18 protein-coding genes are annotated in these 14,379 nt (G+C 75.3%); 6 read left to right on the top strand and 12 right to left on the bottom strand.

The annotated features are described in order from the left end of the window. Entirely contained in the window at positions 1 to 447 is a 447-nt protein-coding gene (locus tag ACFPK1_RS32635) for a DUF5709 domain-containing protein (RefSeq protein ID WP_378025096.1), read from the bottom strand. Positions 448 to 496: 49 nt separating this feature from the next. Beyond that, the gene (locus tag ACFPK1_RS32640) at positions 497 to 895 is read right to left on the bottom strand and encodes a DUF5313 family protein (protein ID WP_378025097.1); all 399 of its coding nucleotides are present in this window, start codon (positions 893 to 895) and stop codon (positions 497 to 499) included. Positions 896 to 972: 77 nt separating this feature from the next. Between ACFPK1_RS32640 and ACFPK1_RS32645 the strand changes: the two genes are divergently transcribed. Continuing rightward, positions 973 to 1,446: a MarR family winged helix-turn-helix transcriptional regulator gene (locus ACFPK1_RS32645; protein ID WP_378025098.1), complete on the top strand. Its 474-nt coding sequence runs from the start codon at positions 973 to 975 to the stop codon at positions 1,444 to 1,446. 67 nt (positions 1,447 to 1,513) lie between these two features. Next, positions 1,514 to 2,383: an alpha/beta fold hydrolase gene (locus ACFPK1_RS32650; protein ID WP_378025099.1), complete on the top strand. Its 870-nt coding sequence runs from the start codon at positions 1,514 to 1,516 to the stop codon at positions 2,381 to 2,383. A gap of 31 nt (positions 2,384 to 2,414) precedes the next feature. Here the strand turns inward: ACFPK1_RS32650 and ACFPK1_RS32655 are convergent, their stop codons facing one another. The 5 genes from ACFPK1_RS32655 to ACFPK1_RS32675 form a co-directional block, all read right to left on the bottom strand. Further along, positions 2,415 to 3,146: a hypothetical protein gene (locus ACFPK1_RS32655; protein WP_378025100.1), complete on the bottom strand. Its 732-nt coding sequence runs from the start codon at positions 3,144 to 3,146 to the stop codon at positions 2,415 to 2,417. After that, complete coding sequence (locus ACFPK1_RS32660; protein ID WP_378025101.1) at positions 3,130 to 3,744, bottom strand: RNA polymerase sigma factor; 615 nt, start codon at positions 3,742 to 3,744, stop codon at positions 3,130 to 3,132. The genes ACFPK1_RS32655 and ACFPK1_RS32660 overlap by 17 nt, the downstream gene beginning before the upstream one ends. Positions 3,745 to 3,814: 70 nt before the next feature. Beyond that, positions 3,815 to 4,468 (bottom strand): class F sortase, encoded by a 654-nt coding sequence (locus ACFPK1_RS32665; protein WP_378025102.1) that lies wholly within the window; start codon positions 4,466 to 4,468, stop codon positions 3,815 to 3,817. 23 nt (positions 4,469 to 4,491) lie between these two features. Next, complete coding sequence (locus tag ACFPK1_RS32670) at positions 4,492 to 5,307, bottom strand: DUF4397 domain-containing protein (RefSeq protein ID WP_378025103.1); 816 nt, start codon at positions 5,305 to 5,307, stop codon at positions 4,492 to 4,494. A gap of 112 nt (positions 5,308 to 5,419) precedes the next feature. Further along, positions 5,420 to 5,833, bottom strand: coding sequence for a MarR family winged helix-turn-helix transcriptional regulator (locus tag ACFPK1_RS32675; RefSeq protein WP_378025104.1), 414 nt, complete (start codon positions 5,831 to 5,833; stop codon positions 5,420 to 5,422). A gap of 84 nt (positions 5,834 to 5,917) precedes the next feature. On the opposite strand from ACFPK1_RS32675, the gene ACFPK1_RS32680 reads away from it, so the two are divergent. Further along, positions 5,918 to 7,693, top strand: a complete 1,776-nt coding sequence (locus tag ACFPK1_RS32680; protein WP_378025105.1) for an ABC transporter ATP-binding protein — start codon at positions 5,918 to 5,920, stop codon at positions 7,691 to 7,693. A gap of 129 nt (positions 7,694 to 7,822) precedes the next feature. Here ACFPK1_RS32680 and ACFPK1_RS32685 read toward each other — a convergent pair whose 3' ends face one another. The 4 genes from ACFPK1_RS32685 to ACFPK1_RS32700 form a co-directional block, all read right to left on the bottom strand. Beyond that, the gene (locus tag ACFPK1_RS32685) at positions 7,823 to 8,005 is read right to left on the bottom strand and encodes a hypothetical protein (protein WP_378025106.1); all 183 of its coding nucleotides are present in this window, start codon (positions 8,003 to 8,005) and stop codon (positions 7,823 to 7,825) included. Between the two features lie 169 nt (positions 8,006 to 8,174). Next, entirely contained in the window at positions 8,175 to 8,771 is a 597-nt protein-coding gene (locus ACFPK1_RS32690; protein ID WP_378025107.1) for a TetR-like C-terminal domain-containing protein, read from the bottom strand. Between the two features lie 5 nt (positions 8,772 to 8,776). Beyond that, positions 8,777 to 9,667 (bottom strand): SDR family NAD(P)-dependent oxidoreductase, encoded by an 891-nt coding sequence (locus ACFPK1_RS32695; RefSeq protein WP_378025108.1) that lies wholly within the window; start codon positions 9,665 to 9,667, stop codon positions 8,777 to 8,779. A 16-nt stretch (positions 9,668 to 9,683) separates the two neighbouring features. After that, entirely contained in the window at positions 9,684 to 10,424 is a 741-nt protein-coding gene (locus ACFPK1_RS32700; RefSeq protein ID WP_378025109.1) for an SDR family oxidoreductase, read from the bottom strand. A 170-nt stretch (positions 10,425 to 10,594) separates the two neighbouring features. Between ACFPK1_RS32700 and ACFPK1_RS32705 the strand changes: the two genes are divergently transcribed. Then, the gene (locus tag ACFPK1_RS32705; RefSeq protein ID WP_378025110.1) at positions 10,595 to 12,283 is read left to right on the top strand and encodes a DHA2 family efflux MFS transporter permease subunit; all 1,689 of its coding nucleotides are present in this window, start codon (positions 10,595 to 10,597) and stop codon (positions 12,281 to 12,283) included. A 60-nt stretch (positions 12,284 to 12,343) separates the two neighbouring features. Here ACFPK1_RS32705 and ACFPK1_RS32710 read toward each other — a convergent pair whose 3' ends face one another. After that, positions 12,344 to 12,820: a YbaK/EbsC family protein gene (locus ACFPK1_RS32710; RefSeq protein ID WP_378025111.1), complete on the bottom strand. Its 477-nt coding sequence runs from the start codon at positions 12,818 to 12,820 to the stop codon at positions 12,344 to 12,346. A 147-nt stretch (positions 12,821 to 12,967) separates the two neighbouring features. Here ACFPK1_RS32710 and ACFPK1_RS32715 point away from each other — a divergent pair, with 147 nt between their 5' ends. After that, on the top strand, positions 12,968 to 13,348 hold the full coding sequence (locus ACFPK1_RS32715; protein ID WP_378025112.1) for a PadR family transcriptional regulator: 381 nt from the start codon (positions 12,968 to 12,970) through the stop codon (positions 13,346 to 13,348). A gap of 310 nt (positions 13,349 to 13,658) precedes the next feature. Next, entirely contained in the window at positions 13,659 to 14,291 is a 633-nt protein-coding gene (locus ACFPK1_RS32720) for a DUF222 domain-containing protein (protein WP_378025113.1), read from the top strand. Positions 14,292 to 14,379 lie beyond the last annotated feature (88 nt).

Consider the following 14,379-nt stretch of genomic DNA (forward strand, 5'->3'; position numbering starts at 1 on the left):
TCAGCGCTCGTCGTCCACCAGGTGGATCGCGGCCTCCTCGGCGCTCGCCCCCGCGCCGTCGACGCCCACGTCGTCGGCGAAGAAGTCCTCGCCGTCCTCGCGCAGCACCAGCCGCCCCGAGCGCGCCTCGCCCACCTCGTCGTCCCACAGCTCGCCGTCGGTGTCGCTCGCGTCGCCGAGACCGTCGCCGTCGTCGTCCGCGTCCTCGTCGGGCAGCTCGCGACGCAGCCGGCCCGCCAGCGGCTGGCCGTCCTCCTCCTCGCGCTGCGTGGTGCCCCAGGCGTCGGTGCCCCACGGCTGCTCGTTCGGGGAGACGCCCTCGTCCAGCGGGTCGTCGAGGTCGCGGTCGTCGAGCGACTCGGCCTCGTCGAGCTGCTCGAGGGAGGTGTCGTCGACGGTGTCGGTGTCGTCGCCGCCGAGGGAGTCCGGCGTCTCAGGGATCGTCACGCGCGCCAGTGTGCCCGCGCGGCGCCGCGGCAGGAACGCGCGTCCGGCCTCAGGCCTCCGGCGTCCGGTACCGCGCGGCGTAGCGCTGGGCCGCGGCGGCGTCCTTGTCGGCCGTGCGCTCCGCGCGGGTGGCCGGGCCGGTGCCCGCGGGGTAGCCCGCCTTCACCAGGCGGTGCTCCGCGGTCTCGTGCAGGTAGCTGACCGAGAAGATCAGGCCCATGATCGCGCCGCCGAGGGCGCACATCATCCGCAGCCACAGCGGGCCGGGCACGAACACGATGATCCCGATGACGATCGGGGAGATCTGCACGACGGCGCGCAGCAGGTGGCGCAGCCACCACGTGCGGGTCGTGGTGTCGTGCAGCACCCACGAGGCGTGGCGCTCCGGGAGGCCGCCGCCGTAGGCGTACCAGAGCCACTGCAGGGGGTTTGGACGGCGGACGGGCACCGCGGCCTCCTTGCTTGGTGCACCAATGGTTCGTGCACCAATAGTATGGGTGTCATCCGGCGTGCAGGAGGAGTGGGATGGACGACACCGCGGTCGACGTGTTCGAGGGGATCGACCCGCTGGCCCTCGAGAACCAGGTGTGCTTCGCCCTCGCGGTGGCCGCGCGCACGGTGATCTCGGTGTACCGGCCGCTGCTCGAGCCGATGAACCTCACCCATCCGCAGTACCTCGTCATGCTCGCGCTCTGGCAGGAGGCCCCTCTGTCGGTCACCGAGCTCGGCCGCCGGCTCGAGCTCGACCCCGGCACCCTCTCGCCGCTGCTCAAGCGCCTCGAGTCCGCCGGTTACCTGACCCGCGGGCGCGACCGCGGCGACGAGCGCTCCCTCGCCGTGCGCCTCACGCCCGCGGGCACGGCGCTGCGCGACGAGGCGGAGCGCATCCCGCCGGCGATCGTCGAACGTCTCGACATGGAGGTGCCCGAGCTGCGCGAGCTGCACGCGTCGCTCACCGAGGTCATCGCCGCCGCCCGCCGGGCGCAGGGTCGTGCTTGACAACCTCTCGGTTGACCACGAAACTACAACTCGTTGGTCCGAAAACAGTACCGAGAGAGGACGAGCCGTGGCCGAGACGAAGGTGCTCCCCGTGGACGGCGCCGAGATCGCGTACGACGTGTACGGCCCGCTCCCGCCGGCCGACGGACGCCCCGTGCTCCTCATGATCGGGCAGCCGATGGACGCGAGCGGCTTCCGCGCTCTCGCCGCACGCTTCACCGACCGCACGGTCGTCGCCTACGACCCCCGCGGCCTCGGGCGCAGCACCCGCTCCGACGGCCGCACCGACAACACCCCGCAGACCCAGGCCGAGGACCTGCACGCGCTCGTCGCCGCGCTCGGGTCCGGGCCCGTCGACGTGTTCGGCAGCAGCGGGGGAGCGGTGGCCGGCCTGCAGCTCGTCACGGCGCACCCCGAGGACGTGGTCACGCTGGTGGCGCACGAGCCCCCGATCACCGGCGTCCTGCCCGACGCCGCGGCCGCCGACCGCGCCTCCCGCGGGTTCCGCGAGGCGTACCAGGCCAAGGGCTGGGGCCACGGGATGGCCGGGTTCATGGCGCTGGGGTCGTGGCAGGGCGAGTTCACCGACGAGTACTTCGCGCAGCCCGCGCCGGACCCCGCGATGTTCGGGATGCCGACCGAGGACGACGGGTCCCGCGACGACCCGCTGCTCTCCGACCGCTCGCTGGCCGTCACCGACTACGTGCTCGACACCGACCGGCTCGCCTCGGTGCCCACCCGCGTCGTCGTCGCGGTGGGGGAGGAGAGCGGCGACACCTACACCGCCCGCACGGGTCGCGCGACGGCCGCCGCGCTCGGTCAGGAGGCCACGGTCTTCCCGAGCCACCACGGCGGGTTCCTCGACGGCGAGTTCGGCTGGCCGGGCAAGCCCGACGAGTTCGCGGTGAGGCTGCGGGAGGTTCTCGAGGGCGCGTGAGGCCCGGACGGGCCCGGTCGGTCGGGGGCGCTCAGGGCGTGTGGGCCAGGCTCTGCCCGGAGTGCTCCGGGCCGGAGCCCGCGGGCTGGAGGGAGACGTCCAGCGGCGGCATCCCGCCCGTGGTCGGTGCCGGGACGTCGCCGACCCAGTGCGTCCCGGCGGCCGTCGGGCGCAGCACGCCCAGCGAGCGCGGGGTGCCCGTGCCCGTGTCCCACACCTCGAGGGCCGCGCCGGCCGGGGCGGGCTGGGGGAGCGTGACCTCGACGTGCATCGAGCCCGCGCCGCCGACGACCTCCCCGGTGACGCCGGCGCGTGTCGCGACGAGCGTGACGCGCTCGGGCGGCGGCGTGCTCCCGGGCGTCCCGGAGGGACCGGCCACTACGGCGGCGACGAGAGCGACGGCCGCCGCGACCGCGGCCACCGCGGCCAGGACCGCGACCGGTCGCCCGGACCACCGGCCCGGCCGGGCGGGAGGCTCGTCGGGGGTCCCGTCGCGGTGGCGGGTCGCCGGGGCGCCGACCGTGCCGACGGCGCCGTCGGGGGCGTCGTCGCCGAGCCGGGCGAGGATGCCGTCCCACAGCTCCGGCGGAGGCGGGGGCGCCGCGTCGAGCGTCATGGCGTCGCGGGCGCGGGCCGTCGTGCGGCGCAGGGCGTCCACCTCCGCGGCGCAGTCCGGGCAGTCGGCGAGGTGGGCGGCGACGTCCGCGTCGACCGGCGTCCCGGGCAGTGCCGCGGCGGTGAGCTGGTCATCGGTGGGGTGCACCGTCGGCCTCCCACCGTCGTCGCAGCCGGGTGAGCCCCCGGCGCAGGTGACTCTTCACGGTACCGAGCGGGAGGCCGGTGGCCGCCGCGACCTGCTGGTGGGTGAGCTCGTCGAGCACCGCCAGGCGCAGTACCCGCGCCTGGTCGGCGGGTAACCGGGCGAGCTCGTCGGCGACCAGCAGGGTCTCGACCACCCGGTCGGCCAGCGGCGGGCCCGCGTCACGGTCGTCGCGCTCGACGTCGGCGACGTCGGCCCGGGCCCCCGGTGGGGCCTCCCGCCCGCGGGCGCCGAGGCGGTCGGCGACGCGGCGGCGCAGGATGCCCGCCAGCCAGGCACCGAGGGCGCCGCGCTCGGGGTCGAAGCCGGCCCGGCCACGCCACGCGTCGGCGAAGACCTGCTGGGCGACGTCCTCGGCGTCGTGCGGCGAGCCCAGGCTCCGGCGGGCGACGGCGAGGACCCAGCCGCCGTGGCGGTCGTAGGCCTCGCGCAGCGCGCCGGGCTCGCCCCGGGAGAGCTCGCGACCGATGCGGTCGTCGTCGGACACGGGGGACCCGGGGACGGGGGTGGCGCGCGGCGGCGGCGCGATCCCGTCGGTCACCGGGAACTCCTCACCCGTTCGAGATGCCCCGGAGGAAACGGGCGAAACTCCGCCGGACGGCCGTGCGTCCTCACGCCGGATCCGCGACCACCACCAGGTTGTCCCGATGGCGGCGGGTGTCGGTGTCGAACGGCCCGTCGCAGGTGACGAGCACGAGACGCGACGGGCCGGTCTCCCGGAACAGGTCCGCGACCGGCAGCTCCTCCTTGGCGTACGTCCGGACCTCGCGCACCCGGTGCACGACCCCGCCGCCCGGCGCGTCGACGGTCACCTCGTCGCCCGGACGCAGCCCGCCCAGGTCGACGAAGGCGCCCGCACCCTGGACGCGGTCGTCGACGTGGCCGGCGAGCACTGCCGACCCGGTCGCCGCGCCCGGGACCGGGCCGAAGCGGTACCACCCGACGTCGGCCACCCGGTCGGGCACCTCCATCTGCCCGTCGCCCTGCACGCCGACGGCGAGCACGCGGGCGTCGAGGCCGATGGCCGGCGCGCGGACCCGCACCGGTGCGCCCGGCGTCGATGCCGGGCGCACCGGTCCGGTCGGGTCCGCCGCACCCGGGGCCGGGCCGGCCGCGGCGGGCGGGATCGCGGGGGGACCGGGCCCCCCGACCGCGTGGACGTCCGCGAGCCCGACCCAGGCCGGGCCGATCGCCAGCACGAGGCCGACGACCAGCCCGACCAGGGCGGGACCGCGCCCGGCCGGTCTCGGGAGGATGCGGGCCATCTCTCGGTCCGGGGTGGGACCGCTCAGCGCCGGCCCGCGGTGCGCAGCCGCGCCAGCGAGACCGCGACGAGCCCGACACCGAGCAGCGAGGCCGCCGCCCCGCCGAGCGGCAGGCCCGACGCCGGCGCACCGGACGGGGCGCCCGACGGCACGCCGTGCGGCGCGGAGTCGCCACCGGACACCGTGAAGGTCACGAGCTCGAGCGAGTCCTGGTCGAGCGAGCCGACGGCGTGCACGAAGGTCGTCGTGCCCTCCTCCAGCGACAGGTCCGCCGGGCCGATGACCGGCTGGGTGGTGCCGGCGGCGGCGACGGCGGCCGACACGGTGCCGGCGGGCACCTCGAGCGCCTCCTGGTCCGGGTTGGTGAGACCGCTGACCACGGCCCGGCCGCCGGCGAGCACGTCGACGGCCGGCGCCGCCGCGAGGTGGCGGACGACGACGCGGGCCTGGCCGGCGGGGACCTCGCCGACCTCGTTGACCAGCGGCGAGATCGTCGGCTGCCCCTGCGCCGAGAGGTGGGCGGCGAGGGTGACGTCGCCCCCGGCGGGCACCTCGGCCTGCGCGGAGAGCAGGGCCTGTCCCGAGGAGTCGGCGGCGTCGGCGGGGAAGACCTCGACCTCGTGCGGGCCGGCCGGCAGGTCCAGCGGCCCCTGGACGGTTCCGGGGGCGAAGTCGTCGAGGGCCCGCTCGCCGTCGACGTAGACGTCCACGGGGGTGTCGGGGATGCCGTGGACGACGTACACGGTGCCGGTCTCCTGGGCGCTGGCGACGCCGGCGGTGCCGAGCACGATCGCGGACGCGATCAGGGCACCTCCGGCGGCGCGGATCAGGCGGCGCATGGGTTCTCCTCCAGCGGGGGCGGGTGGGACGGACACCCCCACTACGGCGCCGGGCCCGCGGACGGATGCACTCTCGGTGGAATCGTTCGCGCGCGACCGGTGTCGGCCGGGCTCAGCCCTCGGCGAGCCGGCGCAGGAGACGCGCGAGCTCGACGCGCTCGGCGTCGTCGAGGACGGCGAACACGCGGTCGGCCTCGGCCGCCCGCGTCGCCCGGACCGCCGCCCCGAGCTCGGCGCCCGCGTCGGTGGCGACGACCTGGGTGGCGCGGCGGTCGGCGAGGTCGGGCCGGCGCTCGACGAGGCCGCGCTCGGCGAGGGCGTCGACGACCTCGGTGGCCGACCGCGGCGCGATGTGCAGGTGGTCGGCGAGCTCGCCCGAGCGCGTCGGGCCGTGGCGCAGCAGCACCTCGAGGGCGCGCAGCTGGGAGAGCGAGACGCCCCACGGGGCGAGGGCCTCGCGCGACTGGTGACGCAGGCGGCGCGCGACCTGCCAGAACGCGTCGGCCAGCGAGCCGTCCTCCTCCACGGGGAATACCGTAGGGCGCTTGCTGTTGTAGCCTCATGTTGAGGATACCTCAGCAAATGGACACCGCTCCCCGGGAGGCGCCCCTTGCCCCGTCCCACCGAAACCTCACCCGAGACGCGCGCGCTCGAGGCCGAGCAGGCCCGCCACGTCTCCCTGCGGCGCATCGCGCGCCTGTTCCGGCACGACCGCGGCCCGCTCGCGGTCGTCGTCGCCGTCATCGTGGCGTCGTCGATCGTCGCGATGGCCTCGCCGTTCCTGCTGCGGGCCGTCATCGACGACGCGCTCCCGCACCGCGACCTGCCCCTGCTCGCCTGGCTGGCCGGCGGCATGATCGGCGTCGCCGCGGTCACCTCGGTGCTCGGCGTCGTCCAGACCTGGATCTCCACCGGCGTCGGGCAGCGCGTCATGCACCGGCTGCGCACCGACGTCTTCGCCCACCTGCAGCGCCAGTCGCTGGGCTTCTTCACGCGCACCCGTACCGGCGAGGTGCAGTCGCGCATCACCAACGACATCGGCGGGATGCAGACCGTGGTGACGTCCACGGCCACCTCGATCGCCGCGAACCTCACCACCGTCGTCGCGACCGCCGTCGCCATGGTCGCCCTGTCCTGGCAGCTCTCGCTCGTCACGCTCGTCGTCCTGCCGCCGGCCGTGCTGATCAGCCGCCGGGTCGCGCGCATGCGCCGCGAGCTCACCGCGAAGCGCCAGAGCGAGCTCGCCGACCTCAACGTCACGATCGAGGAGGGCCTCTCGGTCGACGCCGCCGCGCTGCACCGCACGCTCGGTACCGGCCCCGCCCTCGTCGACCGGTTCACCGCCTCCTCGGCGCGCCTGACCGACCTCGAGATCCGCTCCCAGCTCGCCGGGCGCTGGCGGATGGCCACGATGAGCGTGGTCTTCGCCGCCATCCCCGCGCTGATCTACCTCGGCGCCGGGCTGCCGTGGACCGCCGGCGCGCTCTCGATCGGCACGCTCGTCGCCTTCACCTCGCTGCAGGCCGGCGTGTTCCGGCCGCTGTCGGGGCTGCTCGACGTCGGCGTGCAGGTGGCGAGCTCGCTGGCCCTGTTCTCGCGGATCTTCGAGTATCAGGACCTGACCGTCGAGATCGCCGACCCCGAGCACCCCGTCGAGCTCGGGGACGTGCGCGGCGACGTGCGGATCGAGGGCGTCACCTTCACCCACCCCGGCGGCGACCGTCCGGCCGTCGACGGCGTCGACCTCGCGATCCCCGCCGGGACGACCCTGGCGCTGGTGGGGGAGACCGGGTCGGGCAAGACCACGCTGGGCGCGCTGGTCGCGCGTCTCCACGACCCCGACGCCGGGCGGATCACGATCGACGGCGTCGACCTGCGCGACATGCGCCTCGCCGACCTCGCGCGCGTCGTCGGCGTCGTCAGTCAGGAGACCTACCTGCTGCACACCACGGTGCGCGAGAACCTGCGGGTCGCGAAGCCGGGGGCGAGCGACGCGGAGATCGAGGCGGCCGCCCGGGCCGCGCGCATCCACGACATGGTGGCGGCGCTGCCCGACGGCTACGACACCGTCGTCGGCGCCCGGGGCCACCGGTTCTCCGGCGGCGAGAAGCAGCGCATCGCGATCGCCCGCACGCTGCTGCGCGACCCCCGCGTCCTCGTCCTCGACGAGGCCACGAGCGCGCTGGACACCGGCACCGAGCGCGCCGTGCAGCTCGCGCTCGACGACCTCGCCCGGCACCGCACGACGCTGACCATCGCCCACCGGCTCTCGACCGTGCGCCACGCCGACCGCATCGCGGTCCTCGACCACGGGCACGTCGTCGAGAGCGGCAGCCACGACGAGCTCGTCGACCGCGAGGGCCGCTACGCGGCGCTGGCCGCCTGACCCTGGCCGAGGTGTCAGCGGTGGGCCATCGCAGACACTGGATGTCCGTATCGTCACACGCTCGAGGCCCGGACACGACGCGGCCCGCCCCGGATGTCCGGGGCGGGCCGCGTCACGGTGCTCGGGTGTCTAGCGGAGCGAGCGGTCGATCCAGCGCGCGTCGACGCCGTTGCGGTGCTGCTCGATGCGGCGCAGCCGGGTGCGCGCCTGGTGGGTCAGGCCGTCGAGGCGGTCGAGGATATGGCGCAGCTCGGCGATCTCGGTGTCCAGGGCGCTGTCCGCCTCGGACTCCGAGGTGGTGCTGGCGGTCACGGCGAACCTTCTTCTTCGGGTCGCGGGTGTTCGGGGGAGCGTCACCGGACCGGCCCGACCCGAAGGATTCGGGATCGATCCAGTAGCGCACCACCGATGCTACGCCCCGGTCGAGCGCGCGGTGCGGCAGGCTCGCCGCACCACCCGGTGAGCCGGACCCGGTGGTGGGTCAGCGGCGGGCGATCCCGTGTACGAGCTGGTCGACCAGCGTGCTCGCGAAGGTCTCGGTGAGCGGCTGGTCGGGGATCAGTAGCCGGTGGTAGCAAGCGCCCCAGAGCTGGTCGACCACCGCCTCGGCGTCCACGTCGTCGCGCAGCTCGCCGCGCGCGCGGGCCCGTCCGACCGCCTCGACGGCCAGCGCGCGCCGGGGGGCGGAGTAGTGCTCGCGGTAGGCCGCCGCCAGCTCCGGGTCGGTCTGCGCGGAGCCGATCAGCTCGGCGATCACCCGGCCCGCCGGCGTCCGCGTCATCAGCCGCACGAAGGCCCGGACCTGCTCGGTGAGGTCGGCGGCGATGTCGCCGGTGTCGGGGAACGCGAGGGTGCTCTCGACGGTGCGGAAGTAGGCCTCGAGGGCCAGCGCCCCGCGCGACGGCCACCACTTGTGCAGCGTGGTCCGGCTCGCCCCCGAGATCGCCGAGACCCGCTCGAAGGTGAAGCCGCCCATGCCCTCGGCGAGCAGCAGCTCCCCGGCGGCGGCGAGCACCTCGGCGCGGACCTCGTCGGCGGGGCGGCGTCCCCGCCCGCGCCGACGGGTCTGCTCGGTCATCGCGATCACGCTAGTACCTGCGGGCGCAGCAGGTCGTCGAACCCGATGCGGCGGTAGAACTCGGTGCGGACGCGGTCGCCGACGGCGTTGACGACCTCGGCGCCGTCGTCGGCCGGGTCGACGTGCACCCGGAACGGGCGCTCGCCGGCCGGGGCGTCGACCACCCGGACGATCGCCCGCGCCACCTCCGCGGGGTCGGCGTCGGCGGGGGAGAGCTCCGCGAGGCGCGCGCCGACCTGGTCCATCAGCCCGCCGTAGCGCTCCTCGTAGGCGGCGGCCACCGCGTCGTCGGCCGCGTGCCCGGCGTGGGCGAAGTGGTTGGTGCCGCGGGTGAACGACTCGGGCACGACGATCGAGGTGTCGATCCCGAACCGGGCGAGCTCGGCGGCGTAGCTCACGGCGAGCGCGTCCATCCCGGCCTTCGCCGCGAAGTACGGCGCCAGGTAGGGCGGCGTGCCTCCGCGGGTGCTCGTCGACCCGACCCACAGCACGAGCCCGTGCCCCTGCGCCCGCAGGTGCGGCAGGGCGGCCCGGTTGAGCCGCTGGGTGGAGACCACGTTGGTGTCGTAGACGCTCGCGAGCTGCTCGGGCGTGAACGCCTCGGTGGGGCCGAGCACCATGTGCCCGGCGTTGTGGACGACGACGTCGAGGCGCCCGGACGTGGCGACGACCTGCGCGACGGCGGCGTCGACGGACGCCTGGTCGGCGACGTCGAGCTCGACGGTGCGCAGGTCCACGCCGTGCTCGGCGGCGAACGCGGCGGCGTCGGCGACGGCGGGCGCGTTGCGGCCGGCCGTGTCGCGGACGCCGGCGTGGACGGTGTGCCCGGCCCGGGCGAGGGCGCGGGCGGCCAGGGCGCCGAAGCCGGACGAGGCCCCGCTGATGACGATGATCATGATGTCTCCCCGGTGCTCAGGCGAGTCCGCCGTTGGTGAACAGGGTCTGGCCGTTGACCCACCGGGCGGGCCCGGCGAGGAAGGCGACGGCCTCGGCGATGTCCTCGGGCTGTCCGAGGCGCTCGAGCGGCGGGGCGGCCGCGAGGCCCGCGACCTGCTCGTCGCTCTTGCCGTCGAGGAACAGCGGTGTGGCCGTCGGGCCGGGCGCGACGGCGTTGACGGTGACGTCGCGGCCGCGCATCTCGCGGGCGAGCACCGGCACCAGCGCCTCGACGGCGCCCTTGCTGGCGACGTAGCCGCCGTAGGTCGGGAAGGACAGCCGCGTCACCGACGTGGAGAACGCGATGATCGCCCCGCCGGCGCGGACCCGGCGCGCGGCCTGCTGGGCGACGACGACGGTGCCGCGGATGTTGGTGCGGTGCATGCGGTCGAGGTCGTCGAGGTCGAGCTCGGCGATCGGGGCCAGGGTCATGATCCCGGCGGTGTGGACGACGACGTCGATCCCGCCGAACGCCTGCTCGACGGCGTCGAACGCGGCGGCCATGTCGGCGGGCTCGGCGACGTCGCCGCCGACGGCGACCGCGGAGCCACCGGCGGACTCGATCGCGGCGACGACCTCCTCGGCGCGCCCCTTGTTGCCCGCGTAGTGCACGCCGACCGCGACGCCGTCCGCCGCGAGGCGCTCCGCCACGGCTCGACCGATGCCGCCGGATCCTCCGGTGACGAGCGCGGTGCGGGTGGTCTGGGTGGTGCTCATCGTCCCCTCCGGGTGCTCGATGTGAACGCTGTGCCCATATAGGACCACGAAAAGAACGCCACGTCCATATCGAGCACTGCCGGAGATCGATGTCTCAGGGGGACGCCGGGTTCGACTGGGTATCTTGGCACTGAGTGACAGGAAAGTCCGACGCCGACCCGGGAGACCTCGTGACCGACACCGCCGCCCCGCTCCCCGGGACGCGACCGGCGCCGCCGCGCAGCGGCCTGCTGCTCGCGGTCCTCGTCGGCTCGGCGTTCGTCATGATCCTCAACGAGACGATCCTGTCGGTCGCGCTGCGGGACCTGACCGTCGACCTCGGTGTCTCGACCACCACCGCGCAGTGGCTGACCAGCGGCTTCCTGCTGACGATGGCCGTGGTCATCCCGACCACGGGCTTCCTGCTCGAGCGCTTCACGCCGCGCACGATCTTCCTGGTCTCGCTGAGCCTGTTCAGCGTCGGCACGCTGATCGGCGCGCTCGCCCCCGGCTTCGCCGTGCTGCTCGTCGCCCGCGTCGTGCAGGCCGCGGGCACGGCGGTGATGATCCCGATGCTGATGACGACGGTGATGCGCCTCGTCCCGCCGGAGCGCCGCGGCGCCACGATGGGCACGATCACGATCGTCATCGCCGTCGCGCCCGCGCTCGGCCCGACGATCGGCGGCGCCGTCCTGGAGTACCTCGGGTGGCGCTGGATGTTCTGGCTGGTCCTGCCGCTGGCCGTGGCCGCGCTGCTCGTCGGCGCGCGATGGATGCACCTGCCGACCGCGACGCGGCGCGTGCCGCTCGACGTGCTCTCGGTGCTGCTGTCCGCGGTCGGGTTCGCCGGCCTGCTCTACGGGCTGTCGTCGATCGGGGAGTCCGGCGGCGGGGCGCACCCGGTGCCGCCGTGGGTGCCGATCGTCGCCGGCGTCGTGGGCCTGGTCGTGTTCGTCGCGCGCCAGCTCCGGCTGCAGCGCCGGGACCGCGCCCTGCTGGATCTCCGGCCGTTCACCCGGCGCGCGTTCTCGGTCGCGATCCTGCTGTCCGTCCCGCTGTTCATGAGCCTCATCGGCGCCGCCGCGGTCCTGCTGCCCCTCTACCTGCAGACGGTGCTGGGCACGAGCACGTTCGTCAGCGGGCTCGCGGTGCTGCCCGGCGGGCTCGTGCTCGGGGTGCTCGGGCGTCCGGTCGGCGCGCTGTTCGACCGGTACGGCGCGCGGCCGCTGGTGATCCCCGGCGCCGTCGCGATGGCCACCTCGCTGTGGCTGTTCGCCTCGCTCGGGGCGGGCTCGCCGCTGGCCGCGGTGATCGGCATCCACGTCCTGCTCATGGCCGGGCTCGGGCTGATGATGACGCCGCTGATGACCGAGGCGCTGGGCAGCCTGCCCGACCACCTCTACTCCCACGGCAGCGCGATCCTCTCGACGCTCCAGCAGGTCGCGGGCGCCTTCGGCACCGCCGTGTTCGTCACGGTCGCCGCACTCGGCGCCGCGAACGCCGCCGGGGCGCCGGACGCGCCGGGCATCCGCTCGGCGTTCGTGGTGGCGGGCTGCCTGGGGGTGGTCGCGCTCGTGGTGTCGCTGTTCGTGCGGGGGCGGCCGCGGGTGGCGTCGTCATCGGGCACGCCGGAGCCCGCCGGCCCCGTGGTGTCGGGGCGGGTGGAGGGCCCGGCCGAGGCCGTGGTGACGCTCGTCGACACCGACGGCCGCCAGCACGGGCGCGCCGGCACGACCGACGGCCGCTACCGCCTCCCGGTCCCCGAGGCGGGCACGTGGCTCGTGATCGTCAGCGCGCCGGGCCACACGCCGCAGGCCCGTCGGCTCGAGGTGCGCGGCGACGACGACCTCGCCCACGACCTGACCCTCACCGCCCGCTGACGCCCGGGGAGTGTCAGCGTGGCGGCCACGCTGGCGTTGAACGTCAGGAAAGCCACCAGCTCAGCCGGCGGCGACCTCGAGCAGCGTCCCGCCCGTGAGCGCGACGAGCTCGTCGGCGGTCGTCGGGAACATCGAGTGCTCGTCGCCGGCGCCCGCCCAGACGGTCGGGTAGGCGGTGAGCGCGACGTCGACGACGCACGGCAGCGGCGCCGGATGGCCGACCGGCGCCACGCCGCCGACCCGCTGGCCGGTCGCGCGCTCGACGGTCGCGGGGTCGGCGCGCTTGACGCGGCGCTTGGCGACCTCGAGGTGGGCGGCGACGCGGCCGAGGTCGACGCGGTGGGCGCCCGACGCGAGCACCAGGACGACGCCGTCGCCGGCGGTGAAGACGAGGCTGTTGGCGATCGCGCCGACCTCGCAGCCCAACTGCTCCGCGGCCGCCGCGGCCGAGGGCACCGACGTCGCGAAGGTCCGGATCTCGCGCGGCGCACCGGCGTCGTCGAGCGCCCGCCGCACCGCCTCCCTGCCCGTGGTCACGAGCGCGCAGGGTAGGCCCGGCCGCCGTGCGCGCACGAACGGGTTCCGGTCACACCCAGGGTGCCGCCTGGTTCGCCGCGTCGTCCCAACGCGCTGGGCCCGACGGAGGAGTGTGGCGGTGGTGGGTCGGCGGCAACCCTGCTGGTCATGACCACGACGGCTCCCCGCCGCACCTCCGTGCCGCGCGCCCGCATCCGTGACCGCGGCCAGGTCGACGCGCTCGTCCTCGCCGCCCTCGCCGAGGCGCCGCGGCGACAGGAAGAGGTCGCGGACGTCATCCGGGCCCAGGTCGGGGACGTCCTCGACGTCCCCTACTCGCGGATCGTGCCGACCCTGCACCGGCTCGCGCGCAACCGCCTCGTCGTCCGCTCGGCCCAGGACCCGCGCCGCTACCGGCTCACCGAGACGGGCACCCGCTCCCTCACCGCGCGCCGCCGTGCCGCGGACTCCTTCGCGTCCTCGATGCACCGGCTGGCCGACGGGTCCGGTTCTGGGTCTTCTGAGCGAGGGGCACCTTCGCGCGGGTAGACGGGCGAGGGGTGCCCTTCGCCGTGATCGGTGCCGTCCGCGAGCGGCACGGTGCGCATGATCAGCGGGTGGGGCGGTTGCTGAACGTGCCGCTCGCCGCGGTCCCGGACGGCGTCCGGCGTGCCTCGCGCCGGCTCGTGGAGATCACGGGCACGTCGTGCACGTCTGTGGGCGGGCCAGGGTGCGTCAGGTGCTCGTGATCATCGGGGCTGGTCGGACAGTCTCCCGAGCGCTGAGGCGGTCTTGGTGAATGGGCCCGGCGGTGTCGCGGGTGTCGCCACTGTCGTAGATGTCCGCTAGAATCGAACGCATGAGCGAACGGGTGCTCGGGACGAGGGAGCGGGACGCGATCGAGCGCGCCCGCCTCGCCGAGACCGCCCGCCGCCGCGAGGCCTACACACGTCTGGAGCAGGTCGCCGAGCTCGAGGAGCTGCAGGTCGCGGAGGTGACCGGGGATCGCTCCACCGCGCGGGTGCTCGAGCAGCTCTGGCGGGTCGGGGCGCTCGAGGCCCGCCGGCTGGTCGACGAGGCCCGCGACCTGTGCGGACGCCGCTCGCTGTCCGGGGAGGTATTGCCCGCGCGGTTGCCCGCCACCGCGACGGTCGCCGCCGCCGGCCAGATCGCCCCGGCCCACATCGGGATCATCCGGGCCACGATGCGCCGCCTCGACCGCGTCGACGGGCTGCCCCTACAGGAGTGGGTCGACGCCGAGCAGCGGCTGGCCGACGAGGCCACCCGGCTGGGTCCGCGGGGGTTGCAGGCGGTCGCGGACCGGTTGTTGGCGCACCTCGACCCCGACGGGCAGCAGCCGCTCGAGCAGGACCCGGGTGGTGATGACGAGTTGTTGTTCACCCGTCGCAAGAACGGGGTGCTGCTGTTCCGGGGGCGGATGTCGGATGCGGTGGGAGCCTGTCAGATGGGCTGTGTACAAGATCGTCTCTGACGAGGACGGAGTACACAGATGACCATGGCCGGCGAGCGGGATGGTGGTGAGGTTGATCCGGCGCGGGCCGCGGTCAACGACATGCTCG

Source organism: Actinomycetospora rhizophila, assembly GCF_042657905.1.
GTDB classification, from domain to species: Bacteria; Actinomycetota; Actinomycetes; order Mycobacteriales; family Pseudonocardiaceae; genus Actinomycetospora; species Actinomycetospora rhizophila.

Excerpts from the sequence above, each read along its gene's own strand:
- ACFPK1_RS32645 (WP_378025098.1), top strand. The coding sequence starts at position 973 with ATGGACGACACCGCGGTCGACGTGTTCGAGGGGATCGACCCGCTGGCC.
- ACFPK1_RS32665 (WP_378025102.1), bottom strand. The coding sequence starts at position 4,468 with ATGGCCCGCATCCTCCCGAGACCGGCCGGGCGCGGTCCCGCCCTGGTC.
- ACFPK1_RS32670 (WP_378025103.1), bottom strand. The coding sequence starts at position 5,307 with ATGCGCCGCCTGATCCGCGCCGCCGGAGGTGCCCTGATCGCGTCCGCG.
- ACFPK1_RS32690 (WP_378025107.1), bottom strand. The coding sequence starts at position 8,771 with ATGACCGAGCAGACCCGTCGGCGCGGGCGGGGACGCCGCCCCGCCGAC.
- ACFPK1_RS32695 (WP_378025108.1), bottom strand. The coding sequence starts at position 9,667 with ATGATCATCGTCATCAGCGGGGCCTCGTCCGGCTTCGGCGCCCTGGCC.
- ACFPK1_RS32700 (WP_378025109.1), bottom strand. The coding sequence starts at position 10,424 with ATGAGCACCACCCAGACCACCCGCACCGCGCTCGTCACCGGAGGATCC.
- ACFPK1_RS32715 (WP_378025112.1), top strand. The coding sequence starts at position 12,968 with ATGACCACGACGGCTCCCCGCCGCACCTCCGTGCCGCGCGCCCGCATC.
- ACFPK1_RS32720 (WP_378025113.1), top strand. The coding sequence starts at position 13,659 with ATGAGCGAACGGGTGCTCGGGACGAGGGAGCGGGACGCGATCGAGCGC.